Genomic DNA, 21,090 nt, shown 5'->3' on the forward strand with positions numbered 1-21,090 from the left:
GGCGCCTTTTTTACGTCTACCGCAATCCTGTAGGAGCGGGCCGCGCCCGCGAAGGCTACGCCGCGTAATACCTGAACCACCGCGCCGCCTGCTTCAAGGACACAGTCTGCTCCTAACGGGTATGCGTTGCCCATGCGGGCTGGGCACGGCCGTTACGCGTGGCCAGGCACCAATACAATGGGCAAGTCACCGCCAGCCCCACCAGCCACGACAGGTCCACCCCGTCAACCAGATTGGCCCACGGCCCCACATACAGCGACGTATTGGCAAACGGCAACTGCACGATGATGCCAATGAAATACGCCACGATCGCATGGGGATTGAACCGCCCATAAATCCCGCCATCGGCGGCAAAGATCGAAGCAATGTCATAGCTGCCACGCTTGATCAGGTAGAAGTCGATCAGGTTGATCGACGCCCACGGCACCAGCACCAACAGCAGCGCCAGGATCAGGCCGATGAAGTGCGAGATAAAGTGCGACGAAGCGCCCAGCGCCATGAAGCAGCAGCCGGTCAGCACCACCGCCGACAAAGCCACCCGCACCTTGATGCTCGGCGTCCAGCTGCCGGCAAACGTCTGGATGGAGGTGACGATGGAGAGCGTGGCGCCATACAGGTTCAAGGCGTTGTGGCTGATGATGTTGAGCAGGAACAGCACCATCAGAATCGGCCCCAGGCCACCGGTGGCCTGCTTCACAGCCGCCATGGCCTCGGTGCCTTCAGGCGTGGCCAGCACGGCAACCGCACCGAAGCTGAACGACAAAATGGTGCCCAGGCACGCGCCCGCGTAGGTGGCGAAAAACGGCCGGGCGATGCCGATGTCCGCCGGCAAGTAGCGCGAATAGTCCGACACGTAGGGTGAGAAGCTGATCTGCCAGATGATGCCCAGCGACACCGTGGCCAGGAAGCCCGACAGGTTGAAGGCACCCCGGCTGAAGAAGTCCAGCGGCAGGTCATGGCTGAAGATCATGAAGAACCCGGCCAGCAGCGCGCTGCCCATCACCCAGGTGCCGATGCGGTTGAGGGTATGGATAAAGCGGTAGCCAATCACGCCAATGGCCGTAGCGCTCAGCGCGCCGATGATGATACCGCCCGTCAGGGGAATTTCGCTGACCATGCCGTGAATCGATTCACCTGCCAGCACGATGTTGGAGATGAAGAAGCCGACGTAGATAATCGCCGCGAAAAACACGATCAGCAGCGCGCCATATCGGCCGAACTGGCCACGGCTTTGCACCATTTGCGGGATGCCCATGCGCGGGCCCTGGGCCGACGCCAAGGCAATCACTACCCCGCCAATCATGTGCCCAAGGGCGATGGCGATCAGCCCCCACAGTAGGTTGAGGTGGAATACCTGGACCACCATGGCGCCGGTGACAATGGGCAACGGGGCGATGTTGGTGCTGAACCACAAGGTAAAGAGATCGCGCGCCTTCCCATGGCGCTCTGCTAACGGCACGTAATCCACCGTATGGTTTTCGATCAACTGCGTCTGTTCTGGCATTTGGGACATGGGTGCACTCGATTCTCTGTTCTTGTCTTTGTATGGAAATGCAATTCGGAGGCCGTTCATCGACGCCCTCTCGAATGAACACCATATTATGGTATTCCAAACTTTCCACAAGTGAAAAGTCGGTATACCATCAGACAAACAAAGCCGCATAAAAACCCTACAGCCGCTTGCCGAGGAACACGTAATGATCGACGCCACCGTCTACAAGAACGTCATGGGCTCCTTCCCCTCTGGCGTCACCGTAATCACCACCCTGGACGACCACGGCCAGGTCGTGGGCCTCACTGCCAGTGCCTTCAGCTCCCTGTCCATCGACCCCGCCCTGGTGCTGTTCTGCCCCAACTACAGCTCCGATTCCTACCCGGTGCTGATCAAGAACAAGCGCTTTGCCATTCATCTGCTTTCCGGCCAGCAGCAGGCCGAAGCCTATGCCTTCGCAAGCAAGGGCAAGGACAAGGCAGCCGGCATCGAGTGGACCCTCAGCGAACTGGGTAACCCGCTGCTGGCCAACGCCGTGGCAATCATCGAGTGCGAGTTGTGGCGTGAATACGAAGGCGGCGACCACGCCATCATGGTGGGCGCGGTGAAAAATTTGATCGTGCCGAACCAGGGCAACAGCCCGCTGGTGTACTGCCGCGGCAAGATGGGCGCGCTGCCCGCCTTCGCATAAAGGCATTGCAGATTATTGGTATTATGGTATACCAATAATACGACCGCAGCGCCTAGCGCTCCCCACAGCATCAGGCTCGCTTTTGGCAGGCCAAAAACAAAAGATCCGAGGTACGCGTCATGAAGTTTTCCCTGTTCGTGCATATGGAACGCTGGGACGAGAAAGTCAGCCACCGGCAACTGTTCGAAGACCTGACCGAGCTGACCCTGATGGCCGAAAAAGGTGGCTTCAGCACCGTGTGGATCGGCGAACACCACGCCATGGAATACACCATTTCGCCAAGCCCCATGCCGCTGCTGGCCTACCTGGCCGGCAAGACTGAGACCATTCACCTGGGCGCCGGCACCATCATCGCGCCGTTCTGGCACCCGCTGCGGGTAGCCGGTGAATGCGCCCTGCTGGACGTGATCAGCAACGGCCGCATGGAAGTGGGCCTGGCCCGTGGTGCGTACCAGGTGGAGTTCGACCGCATGGCCGGCGGCATGCCCGCCAGCAGCGGCGGCAACGCCCTGCGCGAAATGGTGCCGGTGGTGCGCAAGCTGTGGGAAGGCGACTACGCTCACGACGGCGAAATCTGGAAATTCCCCACCTCCACCAGCGTACCGAAACCAGTGCGTACCCCACCGATCTGGATCGCCGCCCGTGACCCGGACTCGCACAACTTCGCCGTGGCCAACGGTTGCAACGTGATGGTCACGCCGCTGATGAAAGGCGACGAAGAAGTGGTGGACCTGAAGAACAAGTTCGAAGCCGCGCTGGCCAACAACCCAGATGTCCCGCGCCCGCAACTGATGGTACTGCGCCACACCCACGTGCACGCCAAGGACGACCCGGATGGCTGGCAGGTGGGCGCCAAGGCCATCTCGCGTTTCTACCGCACCTTTGATGCCTGGTTTGGCAACAAGACCGTGCCGGTCAACGGCTTCCTCGACCCAAGCCCGGAAGAAAAATTCGCCGAACGCCCGGAGTTCCAGCTGGAGAACATCCGCAAGAACACCATGATCGGCACCCCGGAAGAGATCGTTGCGCGTATCAAGCATTACCAGGAACTGGGGGTGGATGAGTTCAGCTTCTGGTGTGACAACAGCTTGCCCCATGAAGAGAAGCGCAAGTCGCTACAACTCTTCATCGACCAGGTGGTGCCAGCCTTCCGCTGAAAACGTTGTGGGGCCGGGCGAAGCTCGGGAACGCGCCAGGCACACGTGGCGAGGCGTTCGCTTCCCCAGCTTCACCCGGTCCCACAAGGTGACAGCGTTACCCGAAATAAAAAAGCCGGCCTCAAAGAGCCGGCTTTTTACTAACGAGCGCCAGGTATCAAGACCCCACCACCGCCCCGCCCTGCACCGCACCCGGCGCATCCTCCACCGGCTTGATCCGCACCACTTCCCGCGCCACGGTCCACACAATGATCGCCGCAATGATGTCGAAAATCGCCAGCACCACGAACAGCGGGCTGTAACCTACCTGGGTCACCAGCACACCAAACACCGCGGTGAACGCGGCAGCGCCGAGGAAGCCGAACATGCCGCCGGCACCGGTGGCGGTGGCCACTTCGTTCTTGCCGAACGAGTCGGAGGTAATTGCATACAGCGCACCCGACAGGGTCTGGTGAGCGAAACCGCCTACGCACAGCAGGGCAATGGCCATGTACGGGCTATCAACCAGGCCGATGCACGCCGGGCCGATCATGCAGGAGCAACCGAACAGCATGACCATTTTACGCGAGGTGAACAGCGACACCTTGCAGTAGCGGTGGAAGATAGGGCTCAGGTAGCCGCCCAGCACACAACCCAGGTCCGCTGCCAGGAACGGCAGCCAGGCGAACATGGCAATTTCCTTGATGTTCATGTGCCGTTCGGTCATCAGGTACAGCGGGATCCAGGCGTTGAAGGTCTGCCAGGCCGGCTCGGAGAGAATGCGCGCCGAGGCGATAGCGTAGAAGTTGCGGCTGGCGACGATCTTTTTCCAGCTGCCGCGCTGCTTGGGTTCTTCCTTGAAATGCGCTTCCTGGCCACTGAGGATGTACTCGCGTTCTTCGTCGCTCAGGCGCTTCTGGTCGCGCGGGTGCTTGTACAGGAACAGCCAGCCCACACTCCAGACAATGCCGGCCGCGCCGACAATCAGGAACGCCAACTGCCAGCCGCTGTGCAGGATGGCCCACACCACCAATGGCGGCGCCAACAGCGCGCCCACCGAGGAGCCGATGTTGAACCAGCCGATGGCCACAGAACGCTCTTTGGCCGGGAACCACTCGGTAGTGGCCTTGACGCCAGCGGGCAGGCCCGCCGCTTCGGTCAGGCCCAGCAGGCCACGCAGGAAGGCCAGGCTCTGCCAGCCGGTGGCCATCGCCGCGCCGGCGCAGGCCAGCGACCAGGCAATGGCGAACACCGCGAAGCCCATCTTGGTACCGATGGCATCCAGCACATAGCCGGCAACCGGCTGCATCAGCGCATAGCAAATCTGCCAGGCGACTACGATGTGAGAATACTGCTCGGTGGAGATGGTCAGCTCGCTCATCATCGTGGGCGCTGCGACCGAGAGGGTGTTACGGGCCAGGTAGTTGACGATCAGGCCACCCATGACCAGGGCGACCATCCACCAACGGATGCCTTTAATCTTCATCACTTCACCTTGATTGTTTTTTTGATTAGGTGAGCGTTACCCAAGAGAGTCGCGCTTTGACACATAATGTTATACGTTGTCGTATAACTACCTTATAACGATTGCCAGGTTTTGCTGTCAATGGGCCATTTGGTCTAGTGACGATTGACAGTCAGCACTCCGGATCTGAATAATCCGCGCCACGTTGTACGATGACATCGAGCAAACAATAACTTACAAGAGGCCCGTGCCGCCCATGACTTCCCCCAGCAAACCCTTCAACCGCCTACTGCTGACCGGTGCCGCTGGCGGCCTGGGCAAAGAACTGCGCGAACGCCTGAAGCCCTTCTGCCGTACGCTGCGCCTGTCTGACATCGCCAACATCGCGCCAGCGGACCACAAACAGGAAGAAATCCAGGTCTGCGACCTTTCCGACAAACAGGCGGTGCATCACCTGGTGGAAGGTGTGGACGCCATCGTGCATTTTGGTGGGGTGTCGGTAGAGCGCCCGTTCGAAGAAATCCTGGGCGCCAACATCTGCGGGGTGTTTCATATCTATGAAGCCGCCCGTCGCCATGGCGTGAAGCGGGTGATTTTCGCCAGCTCCAACCACGTGATCGGCTTCCATAAGCAGACCGAAGTGATCGATGCCCAAAGCCCCCGCCGCCCGGACAGCTACTACGGCCTGAGCAAGTGCTACGGCGAAGACATGGCCAGCTTCTATTTCGACCGCTACGGCATCGAAACCCTGACCATCCGCATCGGCTCATCGTTCGCCGAGCCACAGAACCGCCGCATGCTCAGCACCTGGCTGAGTTTCGAAGACCTGACCCAGTTGATCGCCCGCGGCCTGTACACCGACAACATTGGCCACACCGTGGTGTACGGCGCATCGAACAACAAGACCACCTGGTGGGACAACCGCTACGCCGCGCACCTGGGCTACCAGCCCAAGGACAGCAGCGAACAGTTCCGCGCGAAAGTGGAAGCCCAGCCGATGCCGCCGGCAGATGATCCGACGATGGTGTATCAGGGCGGGGCGTTTGTGGCGGCAGGACCGTTCGGCGATAACTGAAAACGCGACCTCGGCTGCGTTGAGGTTGATACCTGCCGTAGGAGCGGGCTCTGCCCGCAAAAGCTACACCGCTTAGTTCCAGCGCTACTGCGGCGTTCTTTTCGCGGGCAGAGCCCGCTCCCACATGTTCCGGTGTTGCCGCAGGATCAGTGGTTGTAGGCGCTTTCGTTATGCTCGCCCAAATCCAGCCCCAACTCCTCCGTCGCCTCATCCGCCCGTAATCCGATCACCATCTTGATCACTTTCAGGATGATCCAGCTCACCGCGAAGCAGTAGACAAAGGTAAAGCTCACGCCCTTGAACTGCGCCCACAGCTGCCCGGCGATGGTGACGTTGGGTACATACCCGCCCAGCGATGGCACGCAGAAAACGCCCGTGAGCAAGGCACCGACGATCCCGCCAATGCCGTGCAGGCCGAACACGTCCAGGCTGTCGTCATAACCAAAGCGACGCTTGAGGCTGGTAGCGCCCAGGTAGCAGATCACGCCGCACAACAGGCCAATGGCCAAGGCACCGCCAGTGCCTACGTAGGCACACGCAGGCGTGATGCCCACCAGGCCCGCCAGGGCGCCACTGGCCAAGCCCAGGGCGCTGGGGCGGCCGGCCTTGAACCATTCGGTGAACATCCAGCCGATGATGCCAGCGCAGGCGCCCAGTTGGGTGTTGATCATGACAATGCCGGAAATGCCGCTCAGGCCACCGCCCGAACCGATGTTGAAGCCGAACCAGCCCACCCACAGCATGGCTGCGCCCACCATGGTGAAGCTCAGGTTATGCGCAGGCATGGGCGTGTGCGGGTAGCCCTTGCGCTTGCCCAGCAGAATGCACGCCGCCAGTGCCGCGACCCCGGCGTTGATGTGCACGGCGGTGCCGCCAGCGTAGTCCAGGGTGCCCCAATTGTGCATCAACGCCCCTGCCCCGCCCCACACCATGTGGGCGATGGGCGCATAGACCAGGGTGAACCACACGGCCATGAAAATCAGCGCCGCCGAGAACTTCATGCGTTCGGCAAAGGCGCCGGCGATCAGGGCCGGGGTGATGATGGCGAAGGTCATCTGGAACGTCACGAACACGCCTTCGGGGATGTCACCGACGATGCTGTCGGCGGTCATGCCGGCAAGGAACACCCGGCCAAGGCCGCCGACGAAGCTGTTGAAGGTGACCTGGCCGTCGATCATGTTGGTGGTGTCGACCACCATGCTGTAGCCGTAGATCACCCACAGCACGCCCACCACGCCGGCGATGCCGAAGCATTGGGTGAACAGCGAAAGCATGTTTTTCGCCCGCACCAGGCCACCGTAGAACAGCGCCAGGCCCGGCAGGCACATGAACAGCACCAGCACGGCGGCGGTGATCATCCACGCGCTGCTGCCCAGGTTGAGGGTGGGCGGCGGTGTATCGGCGGCGTTGGCCAGGGGGGATAATAGGGTTAATGCAAGGAGGGAAATGCCGGGAAGACGGTTAACCATTTTCAAAGCTCCTGCGAGGAATGGAAGGTTGTCTGGCAGCAAGCACAATGGGGGTAGAGCGCTGGGCCTTGGCGGCCTCTTATGGGCATACCTCACGCTTCGTAGCCGCAGCCTGGCGGCCGCGGCTACGAAGCGTGCGTTTTAAGCCAGATCAATAACCGCTGCCCGGAATCCAGCGGGTACCCGCCAACGGCACCCGTGCCATGGCGGCCGCTTCCACGGTCAGCGCCACCAGGTCCTCAGGGTCGAGGTTGCGCAGGTGCGACTTACCGCAGGCACGGGCCATGGTCTGGGCTTCCAGCACCAGCACGCGCAGGTAGTTGGCCAGGCGGCGGCCGCCTTCCACTGGGTCCAGGCGCTTGGACAGCTCTGGGTCCTGGGTAGTGATGCCCGCCGGGTCACGGCCGTTTTGCCAGTCATCGTAGAAACCGGCTGCCGAGCCAAGCTTTTTCAGTTCCTCATCCAGGCGCGGGTGGTTGTCGCCCAGCGCGATCAGGGCCGCCGTGCCGATGGCAACGGCGTCCGCGCCCAGCGCCATGGCCTTGGCCACGTCAGCGCCGTTACGGATGCCTCCGGACACAATTAGCTGAACCTTGCGGTGCATGCCCATTTCCTGCAGTGCCTGAACGGCTTGAGGAATGGCCGGCAGGATCGGGATGCCCACGTGCTCGATGAACACTTCCTGGGTAGCCGCAGTGCCGCCCTGCATGCCGTCGAGCACGATCACGTCGGCGCCTGCCTTCACGGCCAGCTTCACATCGTAGTAAGGCCGGCTGGCGCCGATCTTCACGTAGATGGGTTTTTCCCAATCGGTGATTTCGCGGATCTCGGCAATCTTGATGGCCAAGTCATCCGGGCCAGTCCAGTCCGGGTGGCGGCAGGCCGAGCGCTGGTCAACGCCGATGGGCAGCGTGCGCATGCCCGCCACACGTTCGGTGACCTTCATACCCAGTAACATGCCACCGCCGCCCGGCTTGGCGCCCTGGCCGAGCACGATTTCGATGGCGTCGGCCTTGCGCAGGTCGTCGGGGTTCATGCCGTAGCGCGACGGCAGGTACTGATACACCAGGTGCTGGGACTGGCCGCGCTCTTCGGGGGTCATGCCGCCGTCACCGGTGGTGGTGCTGGTGCCGGCGATGGTGGCGCCACGGCCCAGGGCTTCCTTGGCATTGGCCGACAGCGCGCCGAAGCTCATGCCGGCGATCGTCACCGGGATCTTCAGATGGATGGGCTTCTTGGCGAAGCGGTTGCCCAGGATCACGTCGGTACCGCATTTCTCGCGGTAGCCTTCCAGCGGGTAGCGCGACACGCTGGCGCCCAGCAGCAACAGGTCATCGAAATGCGGAACCTTGCGCTTGGTGCCGCCGCCACGAATGTCGTAGATGCCGGTTTCGGCGGCGCGCTGGATTTCCTGGATGGTCAGGCGGTCGAAGGTGGCGGACTCGCGCAGCACCGGAGGGTTCTTCTCGCTCATATCAATGCTCCTCAGTACGCGGACGCGTTATCGACTTTGAAGTTGTACAACTGGCGGGCCGAGCCATAACGCTTGAAGTCCGCCGCCTGATGGGCAAAGCCTGCGCGGTTGAGCAGTTCCTGCAATTCTTCCAGGTGCTCGGCGCGCATCTCTTTTTCCACGCAATCGGAGCCTAGCGACTCGACCTTGCCCTTCACGTAGATGTGGGTTTCGTACAGCGAGTCGCCCAGTGCATCGCCGGCATCGCCGCAGACCACCAAGCGCCCGGCCTGGCCCATGAAGCAGCTCATGTGGCCAATGCTGCCACCCACGACAATGTCGATGCCCTTCATGGAAATGCCGCAACGGGCGCCGGCGTCACCTTCGATCACCAGCAAGCCGCCGTGCGCCGTAGCACCGGCCGCCTGCGAAGCGCTGCCCTTGACCCGCACGTAGCCACTCATCATGTTCTCGGCGCAACCGACGCCGACGTTGCCGTGCACGGTGATCGAGGCCTTCTGGTTCATGCCCGCGCAGTAGTAGCCGGCGTGGCCCTGGATATCGATGGAAACCGCTTCGTTCACGCCCACGGCGAGGTTGTGCTTGCCGTTGGAGTGGGTCACTACCCATTCGCGGTCTTCAACGTTGTTCACTTGATCGTGCAGCGCCTGGTTGAGGTCGCGCACACTGGCAGTGGAAAGATCGATGGTTTTCATGTGCGTGCTCCTTAGGCCGACTCGCGTTCCCAGACGTAAAGGGTGGCCGGTGCCGGCTCCCAGATTTTGGCGTTCTCGATGCCCGGCAGGCTCGACAATGCCTGGTATTCCGAGGCCATGGCCACGTAGTCGTCGGTTTCGGCAAGGATCGCCGGCTTGCAGGCAATCGGGTCGCGGATCACCGCGAAGCCGTTGCGGGTGCCGATGGCGAAGGTGTAGAAGCCGTCTAGATTCTCCAGCGAGTTATCCAGGGCCTCTTTCAGCGAGTCGCCCTGTTGCAGGCGCCAGGTCAGGTAACCGGCGGCCACTTCGGTGTCGTTGTCGGTCTCGAACGTGATGCCTTCGCGCTTGAGTTCCTGGCGCAGACGGAAGTGGTTGGACAGCGAGCCGTTGTGCACCAGGCACAGGTCGGCGCCGGTGGAAAACGGGTGGCTGCCTTCCATGGTCACCGCGCTTTCGGTGGCCATGCGGGTGTGGCCGATGATGTGGCTGCCTTTCATGCCGGCCAGGCCGAAGCGCTGGGAAATTTCCCGTGGCAGGCCCATGCCCTTGAGAATCTCGATGCTCTGCCCAGCGCTCATGATGCGCAGGTCGGGGGCCAGTTCGGCCAGGGCAGCGCGCACGCTGGCCTCATCGGTGTTGATCTTCAGCACCGCGGCCGTGGCGTTCTGGAACCAGTCCAGCGAACAACCCAACTGCCCTTCAAGGGCGCTCATCAGTGCGTGAAAATCGAAACCTTCGGTGGTGCTTTGCAAGGTCAGCTTGACCCAGCCATCAGCCACTTCGTCACCGTAGATGGCAAAGCCTGCGCTGTCGGGGCCGCGGTCGGTCATGGCCTCCAGCATCGGTTCGAACAGCTTGCCCAGCTGGGCTTCAAGCTGCGGGTTCTTCAAGTACAGCCCCACAATTCCACACATAACGGCCTCACTTTGTTCGGAGCGGTTAGCTGCAAGCTTTAAGCTGCAAGCGGTCCGCGAAGCATTCAGAAGGTTTGCACTAGCTGCTTTCTCTTGCAGCTCAACGCTGAGTTCAAAAGAACTCCGTGTAGCGCTGGATCTCCCAGTCGGAGACATGCCGGCTGTATTCCACCCACTCCATGCGCTTGAGCTTGATGAACTCGCCGACGATTTCCTTGCCCAGCACTTCGCTGAACAGCGGGTCGGCTTCCAGCGCATCGCAGGCTTCCTTGAGCGATTGCGGCAGGGTCTTGATGCCGCGGGCGGCAATTTCTTCCAGGCTCAGCTTGTAGAGGTTTTCGTTGCACACCTGCTCGGGCATCAGTTGACGGTCGATACCGTCCAGCCCGGCGGCGATGATCGCGGCGCTGACCAGGTAAGGGTTGCAGCCGGCATCCGGCAGGCGGAACTCCAGGCGGCCGTAGGGCACGCGGACCATGGCCGAGCGGTTGTTGGAACCGAACGCAATGAAGGCTGGCGCCCAGGTGGCGCCGGACAGCGAGTTGCCGACCACCAGGCGCTTGTACGAGTTGACCGTGGGCGCCGCGAAGGCGCACAGGGCCGGGCCGTGGGCCAACAGGCCGGCGGCGAAGTGATAGGCCATTTTCGACAGGCCCATGCCGCTGGGGTCGCTGGCGTCATGGAACAGGTTCTTGCTGTCGGCGCTGGCGATCGACAGGTGAAAGTGCATGCCATTGCCGGCGCGCTTGGGGTCGGGCTTGGGCATGAACGAGCAGATCATGCCCAAATCATTGGCGATCTCGCCGGCGGCCATGCGGAAGAAGGTGAAGCGGTCTGCCGAGGTCATGGCGTCGCTGTAGGTGTAGTTGATCTCGAACTGGCCGTTGGCGTCTTCGTGATCGATCTGGTAGATCTCGAAGTCGACCTTCTGCAGGGCTTCGGTCAGGCGCTCCAGGAACTCGCGGGAACGGGACAGGCCTTTATAGTCGTAGCAAGGCTTGTCGAGGTTGTCGCTGGCGTCCACCAGTTGCAGCTTGCCGGCCACATCGCGGCGCATCAGGTTGAATTCAGGCTCCAGGCCCGTGTTCAGGGTCCAGCCTTTGTCGGCCAGGCGCTGCACCTGTTGCTGCAATACGTAGCGGCTGTCATAAGGGTGGGGCTTGCCGTCCACGTGACCGATGCACACCACGCGGCCGTAGCCTGGCTGCCACGGCACCGGTGTCAGGGTGGACAGGTCGCCGCGGGCCATGAAGTCCGGGCCGTGGGGCTCCATGCCCATGCCGCAGATGGCAAAGCCGGCGAAACCCGCGCCTTCCTCGGCCACGGTCTTGAGGCCACACACCGGCACCGATTTGGTCTTGGCGGCACCGTGGATATCGACGAACTGCGCCAGCACGTACTTGATCCCGTGCTGTTCGATAATGCGCTGGGTTTCTTCTGGCAACATGTGCTCTTCACTCCTCGCGACTGGCTAGCTGATCGTTTATTCCGCTAAAGAAACTTACTTTCCCTATGAGAATGCAAGCCGCTTGCCAGATTTGCCCGCGCAGAAGATTTGTTGCCAGGGGACGCTTTTTTAACTGTCTATATGGGAATATAGTTTTCCCACGGGGAATACCACCAAACGCCGAACGGCGGAGGCCCCGAGATTTGCACTTTCATGGTGCGAAACTAATATTAATGTACAGAAACCGTGCAGGCCCTTATGAACATGCCCATCGACCCCCAACCCCGGCTCAAGCTTGAGCAGTACCTGGGAATGCAGATCAAGCGCCAGCGCCAGGCACAGGAACTCAAGCTGGCCGACGTGGCCCGTATTGCCGGCATCAGCCAGGGCATGCTGAGCAAGATCGAGAACGCCCAGGTGTCCACCAGCCTCGACACCCTCAGCCGCCTGTGCGACGTGCTGGGCATGCCCATGTCCAAGCTGTTCAGCCAGTACGACCAGCAGGGCAGCAGCGCCTTGCTGGTGAAGGCCGATGAAGGCCTGGAGGTGGTGCGCCGCGGCACCGAGAAGGGCCACACTTATCATCTGCTGAACCACACCCGCGGGCCGAAGAAGAGTTTCGAGGCCTACATGGTAAGCATGGACGACGCCAGCGAGGAGTTCCCGACCTTCTCCCACCCGGGCACCGAGTTTCTGCATTTGCTGGAAGGCGAGCTGATCTACCGCCACGGCAACCAGCTGTACCGCATGGAGGCCGGCGACAGTCTGACCTTCGACGGCGAGATCCCCCATGGGCCGGAGCAGTTGGTGCAGGTGCCGATCAAGCTGTTGTCGATCATGAATTACGGCACGGAAAGCCAGTGATCCAGCAAAAATAATTCCTCCCCTACCTGTAGCCGCCGCCGAAGCCTGCGCGGGCCCTCTGCCTCACTGGAAATCTTCAGCGACCCTGTGGGCCAGCGCAGCCTGGCGGCAGCGGCTACACGGCTGATGCAGCAGTCTAAATAATTCCTGACAGTTAAAAAAGTTTCACTCCCCTCTAGACGCCCTCCCCGCTTTCCCCTATAAAACCACCAAGGAATATTTTATTCCCCACAGGCAATTTTCTGTGGGACGCTTTTTTTCGCCCTGCGATGCGCTGCCGCCACCCTTCCCCCGAGGACAAGCCATGCAACACGAAAAACACCAATTCATTCTCAAGATCAGTTGCCCGGCCACGTCGGGCATCGTCGCAGCGGTGACCTCGTACCTGGCAGGCAACGCGTGCTACATCGGCGAGATGGCGCAGTTCGACGACGAACTCAGCGGGCGGTTTTTCATGCGGGCGGTGTTTCGCTTCAACGACGGCCACGCAGGCGACATCGCCCAGCTCAAGGCGGGATTCACTGATGTGGCCGGCCAGTTCGACATGGACTGGGAGCTGCATGACAACACCCAGCCCATGCGCGTGCTGCTGATGGTAAGCAAGTTCGACCACTGCCTTACCGACCTGCTGTACCGCTACCACAAGGGCGAGATGGACATGACCATCACCGCCATTGTCTCCAACCACCTGGACCTGCGGCCCATGGCCGAGCGCGAGGGCATCCGCTTTATCTACCTGCCGGTGACCAAGGACACCAAGGCCCAGCAGGAAGCCGAGTTAATGAGAGTGGTGGATGACACCCGCACCGACCTGGTGGTGCTGGCCCGCTACATGCAGATTCTGTCTGATGACCTGTGCCGGCAATTGTCCGGCCGGGCCATCAACATCCACCACTCGTTCCTGCCCGGTTTCAAGGGCGCCAAGCCGTACCACCAAGCCTACCAGCGTGGCGTGAAGCTGATCGGCGCCACCGCCCACTACGTCACCAGCGACCTGGACGAAGGCCCGATCATCGAGCAGGAAGTGCAGCGCGTGGACCACGCCTACCTGCCCGATGACCTGGTGGCCATCGGCCGCGATACCGAAACCGTGGCGCTGTCCAAGGCGGTGAAATACCACCTGCAGCACCGCGTCTTCCTCAACCAGGACCGCACGGTGATCTTCCGGTGAACAGCATGAAGTTGATTGACGGCAAGGCCGCCGCGGCGAGCGTGCTGCAGCAGGTCAAGGCCGCCGTTGGCCTACTGCAGACCCCGCCGGCACTGGCGGTGATCCTGGTGGGTGAAGACCCGGCCAGCCACGTGTACGTGCGCAACAAGGTCCTGCGCGCCGAAGAAGCCGGGATCCGCTCGCTGGAATTCCGCCTGCCTGCCAACACCCCCCAGGCCGACGTACTGGCACTGATTGGCCGCCTGAACGCCGACGCCGAGGTCAACGGCATCCTGCTGCAACTGCCGCTGCCGGCGCATATAGAAGAAGCACTGGCGCTGCAGGCCATCGACCCGGCCAAGGACGTGGACGGTTTCCACAGTGAAAACGTCGGCGGGTTGAGCCAGGGCCGCGACGTGCTCACGCCCTGTACGCCCACCGGCTGCATGCATTTGTTGCACGCCACCCTAGGCGACCTGAGCGGCAAGCACGCCGTGGTGATCGGCCGTTCCAACATTGTCGGCAAGCCCATGGCTGCCCTGCTGTTGCAGGCCCACTGCTCGGTCACGGTAGTGCATTCGCGCAGCGTCAATGCCCGCGAGCTGTGCCGCCAGGCCGACATCGTGGTGGCCGCCGTGGGTCGCCCGCAGATGATCGATGCCAGCTGGCTGAAGCCCGGCTGCGTGGTCATTGACGTGGGCATCAACCGCATTGAAGAAAACGGCCGCAGCCGCCTGGTGGGGGACGTGGATTTCCATAGCGCCCTGCCCGTGGCCGCCGCCATTACCCCGGTTCCCGGTGGCGTGGGCCCCATGACCATCGCCTTCCTGATGAAAAACACCCTGACCGCTGCGGTGCAGCAGGCCAAGACCCAACGCAGCCTGTCGGAGGCCCCATGCCTTTCAATCTGTTGAAATACGGGCTCAGCTCGGAGTACCCGGTTGAAGTCGACCTGCCCGCGCCCAAGGAGCTCAAATCCAGCTACGACGTGGTGATCATCGGCGGTGGCGGGCATGGCCTTGCTACTGCGTATTACCTGGCCAAGTACCACGGCATCACCAACATCGCCGTGCTGGAAAAATCCTACCTGGGTGGCGGCAACACCGCGCGCAACACGGCGGTGATTCGCTCCAACTACCTGACCAGCGAAGGGGTGAAGTTCTACGCAGAATCGGTGCGCATGTTCGAAGGCCTGTCCAACGAGTTCGACTTCAACATCATGTACTCGCACCGTGGCCAACTGACCCTGGCCCACACCGACGCCACCGTGCGCTCGTTCCGCCAGCGCGCGGAAGTGAACAAGCACTTCGGCGGCCGCACGGAGATGATCGACCGCCAGCAGATTCGCGAACTGGTGCCCAGCCTCAACCTCGACCCCGGCCACCTGCCGGTGCTGGCCGGCCTGTGGCACATGGATGGCGCCACCGCACGCCACGACGCCGTGGCCTGGGGCTATGCCAAGCAGGCGGCCAAGCGCGGGGTGGAGATTCACCAGCTCACCGAAGTGCAGGAACTGGTCATCGAGAACGGCGCCATCACGGCGGTGAAAACCAACCGCGGCACCATCAAATGCGGTTGCGCGGTGCAGGCCATTGCCGGGCTCAGTTCGCAGATGATGGCCAAGGCCGGCATCCGCTCGCCGATCCAGACCTTCCCGCTGCAAGCCATGGTGACCCAGCCGTTCAAGCCCTTCCTCGACCCGCTGGTGAGTTCCTCGGCACTGCACTGCTACGTGCAGCAGACCAGCCGTGGCGAGGTGGTGTTCGGCGGCGGGTCCGACCCTTATCCGCTGTTCAACACCCGCTCCACCCTGGACCTTAAGGAAAGCCTGCTGGCCCACGCCATCGAGATGTTCCCGTTCCTGGCCAACGCCAAGCTGATGCGCCAGTGGGCCGGTATCACCGACATGACCCCGGACTACAGCCCGATCATGGGCCTGAGCCCAGTGAAGAATTACTACCTGGACGCCGGCTGGGGTACCTGGGGTTTCAAGGCCACGCCTATCTGCGGCAAGACCATGGCCGAACTGGTAGCCAGCGGCGGCAAGGTGCCCGACCTGATCACACCGTTCAGCCTGGCGCGCTTCTCCACCTTCAAGCAGGTCAACGAAATGGGCGCCACCGCGGCCAGCCACTGAGGATCGGACAATGAAAATCATGAATTGCCCGCTCAACGGGCCGCGCAACATCAGCGAATTCACCTACGGCGGCGAGTTCAAGGCCATGCCTGACCCGGCCACCTGCACCGACGCCGAATGGGCCGACTACGTGTTCAACTGCGAAAACCTGGCCGGCGTGGTGCGTGAGTGGTGGATGCACACGCCATCCAGCTACTGGTTCCTGGCCGAGCGCCACACCGTCACCGACGAAATCATCCGCACCTTTGACCCAAAAGAAGTGTTTACCGCCCGGGTCGACTTCACCGCACCGGCCAAGGAGATCGCCCGATGAGCCGCCTGTCAGCCCCCATGGGCCTGCTGATTGACCGCAACCAGCCGCTCAATTTCAGTTTCGACGGCGCGCTGTACCAAGGCTTTGAAGGCGACAGCATCGCCAGCGCCCTGGTCGCCAACGGCCGCTTCCTGATGTCGCGCTCGTTCAAGTACCACCGCCCGCGAGGGCCATTGACCATGGCCGGGCAAGACGCCAACAGCCTGATCCAGCTGCCGCGCGAGCCCAACGTGCTGGCCGACATGCACCCGCTGGAAGACGGCCTGCAAGCCACCGGGCAGAACTTCAACGGCTCGCTGGACAACGACAAGGACGCCTACCTGGGCAAGTTCTCCAAGTTCATGCCCGTGGGCTTCTACTACCGCTCGTTCTACAAGCCCAAGGGCATGTGGAAGGTGTGGGAGCCGATCATCCGCAAGAAGGCCGGCCTGGGTGTGCTGGACCTGACCTTCAAGCCCGAGTACTACGACAAGGCCTACCTGTTCACCGACCTCGCCGTGATCGGCGCAGGGCCTGCGGGTTTGCAGGCTGCCCTGAGCGCCGCCAATGCCGGCGCCAAGGTGTTGTTGATCGAACAAAGCCCGATTCTGGGCGGCTCGCTGACCTATGCGCGCTTCGACATCGAAGGCGTGCGCGCCGAAACCCTGCGCCGCGACCTGGTGACCGCCGTGGAAAACCACGCCAACATCCAGGTGCTAAAACAGGCCACCTGCAACGCCTGGTTCACCGACAACTACCTGCCGGTGATCCAGGGCAAGCGCCTGTACAAGGTGCGCGCCAGCCAGTGCCTTATCGCCAGCGGCTCGTTCGACCAGCCGGTGATTTTCCGCAACAACGACCTGCCCGGCATCATGCTCACCAGTGCCGCGCAACGCCTGATGAAGCTTTACGCGGTGAAGCCCGGCAACACCGCCGTGGTGCTGACCGGTAACGACGACGGCTACCTGGCGGCGCTCGACCTGCATGACCAGGGCGTGAAGGTGGCCGCCGTGGTGGACCTGCGCAGCGGCCCTGCCGAGCGCGCCCTGCTGCGTGCCCTTGAGCAGCGCTCGATTGCGCTGCACCTGGACACCACGGTGTTCGAGGCCCTGCACGAAAAAGGCATGCGCCACGTAAACGGCGTGGAACTGCGCAAGATCACCGGCCAGGGCCAGGTGGCCAGCAGCGCGGTGAAGCTGGACTGCGACCTGCTGTGCATGTCCGGCGGGTACATGCCGGTGTACCAACTGCTTTGTCAGGCCGGCGGCAAGCTGGCCTACGATGACCAATTGGCCGAGTTCACCCTCAGCGGCCTGCCGGCCATGCTGCGCGTGGCGGGTTCGGCCAATGGCCGCCACAGCCTGGACAACGTGCTCAGCGACGCCACCAACAGCGCCGCCGATATCGTCAGCGCCCTGGGCCTGAATGCCCAAGTGCGCGTGGGCCTGACGCCGGAAGCGCGGGTCAATTACCCCTGGCCGATTTTCCCGCACCCCAAGGGCAAGGACTTCGTGGACTTTGACGAAGACCTGCAAGTACAGGACATCATCAACGCCACCAAGATTGGCTACCGCGATGTGCAGTTGGTGAAGCGTTACTCCACCGTGGGCATGGGCCCGTCCCAAGGGCGCCATTCGGCACTGCCCACCGCGCGGCTGGTGGCCCAATCCACCCAGCGCAATATCAGCGAAACCGGGGTCACCACCGCACGGCCGCCGTTCGTGGCCGAGAAGCTCGCACACGTGGCCGGTCGCGCGTTCGACCCGTACCGGCAGACGCCCATGCACCGCCGCCACCTGGACGCCGGGGCGAAGATGATGCCCGCCGGCATCTGGCAGCGCCCGGCGTTCTACGGCAAGGCGTCGCAGCGCGAGCAGTGCATGCAGGCCGAAGCACTGCACGTGCGCAACAAGGTCGGCATCATCGACGTGTCCACCCTGGGCGGCCTGGACGTGCGCGGCCCGGACGCCGCCGAGCTGCTCAACCGCCTGTACACCTTCGCGTTTCTCAAGCAGCCGGTGGGCCGTTCGCGCTATGCGCTGATGACCAACGAGCATGGCGTGGTGATCGATGACGGCGTGTGCGCGCGCTTCTCGGACAACCATTTCTACGTGACCGCCACCACCAGTGGCGTCGACCGCATCTACCAGCAAATGCTCAAGTGGAACGCCCAGTGGCGCCTGGACGTGGATATCGCCAACGTCACCGCCGCCATCAGCGCCGTGAACGTGGCCGGACCGGATGCGCGCAAGGTGCTGGAAAAAGTCTGCACCGACCTCGACCTGTCACCGGCAGGCTTCCCTTACCTGGCCGTGCGCCAGGGCACCGTGGCCGGCATCAAGGCGCGCCTGTTGCGGGTAGGCTTCGTGGGCGAACTGGGCTACGAGATTCACGTACCCGCCCGCCATGCGGTGAAGCTCTGGGACGCGTTGATGAAGGCCGGCAAGGCCTTCGACATCCGCCCCTTCGGCGTGGAAACCCAACGCCTGCTGCGCCTGGAAAAAGGCCACGTGATCATCAGCCAGGACACTGACGGCATGACCCACCCGGCCGAAATCGACATGGGGTGGGCGGTAAGCCGCAACAAGCCGTTTTTCGTCGGCCGGCGTTCGGTGGATATTCTCGAAGCCCAGCCCATGACCCGCAAACTGGTGGGGTTCACCCTGCCCAAGGGCTCGCTGCAACCGCTGGAAGGCCACCTGGTGCTGAGCGGCCCAGACATCAGCGGCAACGTGACCTCGTGCGAATACTCCCAAACCCTGGGGCAGGTCATCGGCCTGGCGTACGCCGGCTTCGACCAGAGCCAGCCCGGCCAGAAAATCCCGATTCGCGTGGAAGGCGGCATCGTGGTTGAGGCCACGGTGGTGAAGCTGCCCTTCTTTGACCCTGAAAACCTGCGCCAGGAGCTGTGAGCCATGTCCAGTCTGCAAACTGAAACCTACATCGGCCGCCCGGCCCTGCACCCCTGCGTCCTGCTGGACCTGACCGATGTGCCGCGCGTGGGCTTTCGCGGCCCGCAAAGCGCCCAGTACCTGCACCAGCGCGGCTTCACTCTGCCCGACGTGCCGAACCGTGCCGTGACCCAGGCCGACGGCAGCCATGTGGCGCGGCTGTCCCAGACCGAGTATTTCCTGCTGGGCAGCCTGGCCGACCAGGGCCAGCGCATCGCCGACGAAGAAGCGCGCTGGGAGCTGGACCACAGCCCAAACTACCTGCTGCCGCGCCAGGACAGCCATGCCTGGATTCAGCTCAGCGGCAGCCAACTGCCCGCGCTGATGGCCAAGCTGTGCGGCGTGGACCTGCGCGCCGAAGCGTTCGGCGCAGGCGCGGTGGCGCAGACCTCGGCGGCGCGGATCAATGTGATCGTGGTCAACGTCGGTGGCGCTGACGTGCCGACCTTCCACGTGCTGTTCGACCGTGCGTCGCATGAGTACTTTCTGGCGGCAGTACAAGACGCCATGTCTGAATTCGCCGAGTAACGCCACCCCAGTAGGAGCGGACCGTGTCCGCGAAGGCCTCACCGCGGCCTGCCTGGTCCTGCAAGGGCGAGGCGCGCCCTGCGATATGACAAAATTTTCATGTTTGCGCTTTTCCCGCCGATAAACCGTGGCTAAGAAGAAAATAAAACTGCTGGCTGCCAACGATAAAAAAACATCCCCCAGCAACCAATGATCAAGAAGCGCACACGTTTTCGGAGGGAAAGATGAACAGTTGGTTTGCCAACATAAGCGTGAACAAAAAACTGGGACTGGGCTTTGGCCTGGTGCTGGTACTCACCACCCTGCTGGCCGCCACCGGCTGGAACAGCATGGGTGGCCTGATTGACCGCAGCAACTGGATGAGTGACATCACCCAGCTCAACTCTGCCTTGACCAAACTGCGCGTGGCCCGCCTGCAATACATGCTCGCCAATGGCGATGACACCGCCGCGCAACTGGTGCAAACCACCCTGGACGGCTTCGAGGCCCAGCAGCAGAAAATCCTCGGCACCTTCAAGAGCCCGGAGAACATCCGCCTGCTCAAGGAGCAGAACGGTCAGTTGGAAGCCTACAAGGTCTCGCTGAACAAGATGCGCGCCGCCTACCGCACCAGCAATGCCGCGCGCCAGGACCTGAACGACACCGCCATGGCGGCCTTTCAGACCATCGACAAGGTCAACCTGGCCGTGCAAGGCGATCGCCGCCTTGATGAAGTAGTGGCTGTCAGCAAGGCCAAGGACCAGTTGCTGGTAGTGCGCTACGAAGTGCGTGGCTACCTGGCAGACGCCAGCGCCAGCAACGAGCAGAATGCCTTCGCCCAGCTGGACGCAGCCCAGGCAGCCGTGCCGCCCCTATATGCCGCATTGCCTGCACAGCAGGATGGCATCAAGCAGTACGAAGGCGCGGTGAACAGCTACCGTCAGGCGCTGAACCGCTTCAAGGCCGCCAACGCCGACATCGTCCAGGCGCGCAAGGAAATGACCGATCAAGGCAACGAGATCGTGCGCATCAGCGATGCCCTGTACAAGCTGCAACTGGACCGTCGTGACAGCGAAAGCGGCCAGGCACAGACCGTGCAGCTCATCGCCACCCTGCTGGCGCTGCTGTTTGGTATTGCGGCTGCCGTGATCATCACTCGTCAGATCACCCGCCCCATCCAGGACACCCTGGTAGCGGTGCAACGTATTGCCGGCGGTGACCTGAGCCAAACCCTGAAAGTCACCCGCAAGGATGAACTGGGTGTGTTGCAGCAGGGCATTCAGAACATGGGCACCACCCTGCGCGAGCTGATTACCAGCATCCGCGAC

Annotated in this window: 17 protein-coding genes and 1 pseudogene; 11 read left to right on the forward strand and 7 right to left on the reverse strand. The window is 62.3% G+C overall.

Annotated elements, in window-relative coordinates:
- Positions 1–112: 112 nt before the first annotated feature.
- Positions 113–1,513 (reverse strand): purine-cytosine permease family protein, encoded by a 1,401-nt coding sequence (locus PMM47T1_RS23005; RefSeq protein ID WP_008373593.1) that lies wholly within the window; start codon positions 1,511–1,513, stop codon positions 113–115.
- Between the two features lie 184 nt (positions 1,514–1,697).
- Here PMM47T1_RS23005 and PMM47T1_RS23010 point away from each other — a divergent pair, with 184 nt between their 5' ends.
- Both PMM47T1_RS23010 and PMM47T1_RS23015 read left to right on the forward strand, forming a co-directional pair.
- Complete coding sequence (locus tag PMM47T1_RS23010; RefSeq protein ID WP_008373594.1) at positions 1,698–2,183, forward strand: flavin reductase family protein; 486 nt, start codon at positions 1,698–1,700, stop codon at positions 2,181–2,183.
- A gap of 119 nt (positions 2,184–2,302) precedes the next feature.
- On the forward strand, positions 2,303–3,340 hold the full coding sequence (locus tag PMM47T1_RS23015) for an LLM class flavin-dependent oxidoreductase (protein ID WP_008373595.1): 1,038 nt from the start codon (positions 2,303–2,305) through the stop codon (positions 3,338–3,340).
- Positions 3,341–3,497: 157 nt separating this feature from the next.
- Here the strand turns inward: PMM47T1_RS23015 and PMM47T1_RS23020 are convergent, their stop codons facing one another.
- Entirely contained in the window at positions 3,498–4,805 is a 1,308-nt protein-coding gene (locus PMM47T1_RS23020; RefSeq protein WP_008373596.1) for an MFS transporter, read from the reverse strand.
- A gap of 235 nt (positions 4,806–5,040) precedes the next feature.
- On the opposite strand from PMM47T1_RS23020, the gene PMM47T1_RS23025 reads away from it, so the two are divergent.
- Positions 5,041–5,859 (forward strand): NAD-dependent epimerase/dehydratase family protein, encoded by an 819-nt coding sequence (locus PMM47T1_RS23025; RefSeq protein ID WP_008373597.1) that lies wholly within the window; start codon positions 5,041–5,043, stop codon positions 5,857–5,859.
- A 146-nt stretch (positions 5,860–6,005) separates the two neighbouring features.
- Here the strand turns inward: PMM47T1_RS23025 and PMM47T1_RS23030 are convergent, their stop codons facing one another.
- The 5 genes from PMM47T1_RS23030 to glnT all read right to left on the reverse strand — a co-directional run bounded on the left by PMM47T1_RS23030 (position 6,006) and on the right by glnT (position 11,861).
- Entirely contained in the window at positions 6,006–7,328 is a 1,323-nt protein-coding gene (locus tag PMM47T1_RS23030) for an ammonium transporter (protein ID WP_043301437.1), read from the reverse strand.
- A gap of 151 nt (positions 7,329–7,479) precedes the next feature.
- Positions 7,480–8,802 carry an FMN-binding glutamate synthase family protein gene (locus PMM47T1_RS23035; protein ID WP_008373599.1) on the reverse strand — a complete coding sequence of 441 codons (1,323 nt, stop codon included), beginning with the start codon at positions 8,800–8,802 and terminating at the stop codon, positions 7,480–7,482.
- 11 nt (positions 8,803–8,813) lie between these two features.
- Entirely contained in the window at positions 8,814–9,497 is a 684-nt protein-coding gene (locus PMM47T1_RS23040) for a protein glxC (RefSeq protein WP_008373600.1), read from the reverse strand.
- 11 nt (positions 9,498–9,508) lie between these two features.
- A complete protein-coding gene (locus PMM47T1_RS23045; protein ID WP_008373601.1) occupies positions 9,509–10,414 on the reverse strand; it encodes a class II glutamine amidotransferase in 906 nt (301 codons plus the stop codon).
- Positions 10,415–10,526: 112 nt separating this feature from the next.
- Positions 10,527–11,861, reverse strand: coding sequence for a type III glutamate--ammonia ligase (gene glnT / locus PMM47T1_RS23050; RefSeq protein WP_008373602.1), 1,335 nt, complete (start codon positions 11,859–11,861; stop codon positions 10,527–10,529).
- A 258-nt stretch (positions 11,862–12,119) separates the two neighbouring features.
- Here glnT and PMM47T1_RS23055 point away from each other — a divergent pair, with 258 nt between their 5' ends.
- The 8 genes and pseudogenes from PMM47T1_RS23055 to PMM47T1_RS30985 form a co-directional block, all read left to right on the forward strand.
- On the forward strand, positions 12,120–12,725 hold the full coding sequence (locus tag PMM47T1_RS23055) for a helix-turn-helix domain-containing protein (protein ID WP_008373604.1): 606 nt from the start codon (positions 12,120–12,122) through the stop codon (positions 12,723–12,725).
- A gap of 304 nt (positions 12,726–13,029) precedes the next feature.
- The gene (purU, locus tag PMM47T1_RS23060; RefSeq protein WP_008373607.1) at positions 13,030–13,896 is read left to right on the forward strand and encodes a formyltetrahydrofolate deformylase; all 867 of its coding nucleotides are present in this window, start codon (positions 13,030–13,032) and stop codon (positions 13,894–13,896) included.
- Positions 13,897–13,901: 5 nt separating this feature from the next.
- The gene (gene folD / locus PMM47T1_RS23065) at positions 13,902–14,789 is read left to right on the forward strand and encodes a bifunctional methylenetetrahydrofolate dehydrogenase/methenyltetrahydrofolate cyclohydrolase FolD (RefSeq protein WP_043301438.1); all 888 of its coding nucleotides are present in this window, start codon (positions 13,902–13,904) and stop codon (positions 14,787–14,789) included.
- Positions 14,771–16,012 carry an FAD-dependent oxidoreductase gene (locus PMM47T1_RS23070; protein WP_008373611.1) on the forward strand — a complete coding sequence of 414 codons (1,242 nt, stop codon included), beginning with the start codon at positions 14,771–14,773 and terminating at the stop codon, positions 16,010–16,012. The genes folD and PMM47T1_RS23070 overlap by 19 nt, the downstream gene beginning before the upstream one ends.
- A gap of 10 nt (positions 16,013–16,022) precedes the next feature.
- On the forward strand, positions 16,023–16,325 hold the full coding sequence (locus PMM47T1_RS23075) for a sarcosine oxidase subunit delta (RefSeq protein ID WP_008373614.1): 303 nt from the start codon (positions 16,023–16,025) through the stop codon (positions 16,323–16,325).
- Entirely contained in the window at positions 16,322–19,216 is a 2,895-nt protein-coding gene (locus tag PMM47T1_RS23080; protein ID WP_008373616.1) for a 2Fe-2S iron-sulfur cluster-binding protein, read from the forward strand. The genes PMM47T1_RS23075 and PMM47T1_RS23080 overlap by 4 nt, the downstream gene beginning before the upstream one ends.
- A 3-nt stretch (positions 19,217–19,219) precedes the next feature.
- A complete protein-coding gene (locus tag PMM47T1_RS23085) occupies positions 19,220–19,783 on the forward strand; it encodes a sarcosine oxidase subunit gamma (protein ID WP_008373619.1) in 564 nt (187 codons plus the stop codon).
- A gap of 359 nt (positions 19,784–20,142) precedes the next feature.
- A pseudogene (locus PMM47T1_RS30985) lies at positions 20,143–21,009 on the forward strand (methyl-accepting chemotaxis protein); the annotation flags it as partial.
- Between the last annotated feature and the right edge of the window lie 81 nt (positions 21,010–21,090).

Origin of the sequence: Pseudomonas sp. M47T1 (assembly GCF_000263855.1) — a bacterium.
Taxonomy (GTDB): domain Bacteria; phylum Pseudomonadota; class Gammaproteobacteria; order Pseudomonadales; family Pseudomonadaceae; genus Aquipseudomonas.

Coding starts and splice junctions, on each gene's coding strand:
- PMM47T1_RS23005 (WP_008373593.1), bottom strand. CDS start 1,513: ATGTCCCAAATGCCAGAACAGACGCAGTTGATCGAAAACCATACGGTG.
- PMM47T1_RS23010 (WP_008373594.1), top strand. CDS start 1,698: ATGATCGACGCCACCGTCTACAAGAACGTCATGGGCTCCTTCCCCTCT.
- PMM47T1_RS23015 (WP_008373595.1), top strand. CDS start 2,303: ATGAAGTTTTCCCTGTTCGTGCATATGGAACGCTGGGACGAGAAAGTC.
- PMM47T1_RS23020 (WP_008373596.1), bottom strand. CDS start 4,805: ATGAAGATTAAAGGCATCCGTTGGTGGATGGTCGCCCTGGTCATGGGT.
- PMM47T1_RS23025 (WP_008373597.1), top strand. CDS start 5,041: ATGACTTCCCCCAGCAAACCCTTCAACCGCCTACTGCTGACCGGTGCC.
- PMM47T1_RS23030 (WP_043301437.1), bottom strand. CDS start 7,328: ATGGTTAACCGTCTTCCCGGCATTTCCCTCCTTGCATTAACCCTATTA.
- PMM47T1_RS23035 (WP_008373599.1), bottom strand. CDS start 8,802: ATGAGCGAGAAGAACCCTCCGGTGCTGCGCGAGTCCGCCACCTTCGAC.
- PMM47T1_RS23040 (WP_008373600.1), bottom strand. CDS start 9,497: ATGAAAACCATCGATCTTTCCACTGCCAGTGTGCGCGACCTCAACCAG.
- PMM47T1_RS23045 (WP_008373601.1), bottom strand. CDS start 10,414: ATGTGTGGAATTGTGGGGCTGTACTTGAAGAACCCGCAGCTTGAAGCC.
- glnT (WP_008373602.1), bottom strand. CDS start 11,861: ATGTTGCCAGAAGAAACCCAGCGCATTATCGAACAGCACGGGATCAAG.
- PMM47T1_RS23055 (WP_008373604.1), top strand. CDS start 12,120: ATGAACATGCCCATCGACCCCCAACCCCGGCTCAAGCTTGAGCAGTAC.
- purU (WP_008373607.1), top strand. CDS start 13,030: ATGCAACACGAAAAACACCAATTCATTCTCAAGATCAGTTGCCCGGCC.
- folD (WP_043301438.1), top strand. CDS start 13,902: ATGAAGTTGATTGACGGCAAGGCCGCCGCGGCGAGCGTGCTGCAGCAG.
- PMM47T1_RS23070 (WP_008373611.1), top strand. CDS start 14,771: ATGCCTTTCAATCTGTTGAAATACGGGCTCAGCTCGGAGTACCCGGTT.
- PMM47T1_RS23075 (WP_008373614.1), top strand. CDS start 16,023: ATGAAAATCATGAATTGCCCGCTCAACGGGCCGCGCAACATCAGCGAA.
- PMM47T1_RS23080 (WP_008373616.1), top strand. CDS start 16,322: ATGAGCCGCCTGTCAGCCCCCATGGGCCTGCTGATTGACCGCAACCAG.
- PMM47T1_RS23085 (WP_008373619.1), top strand. CDS start 19,220: ATGTCCAGTCTGCAAACTGAAACCTACATCGGCCGCCCGGCCCTGCAC.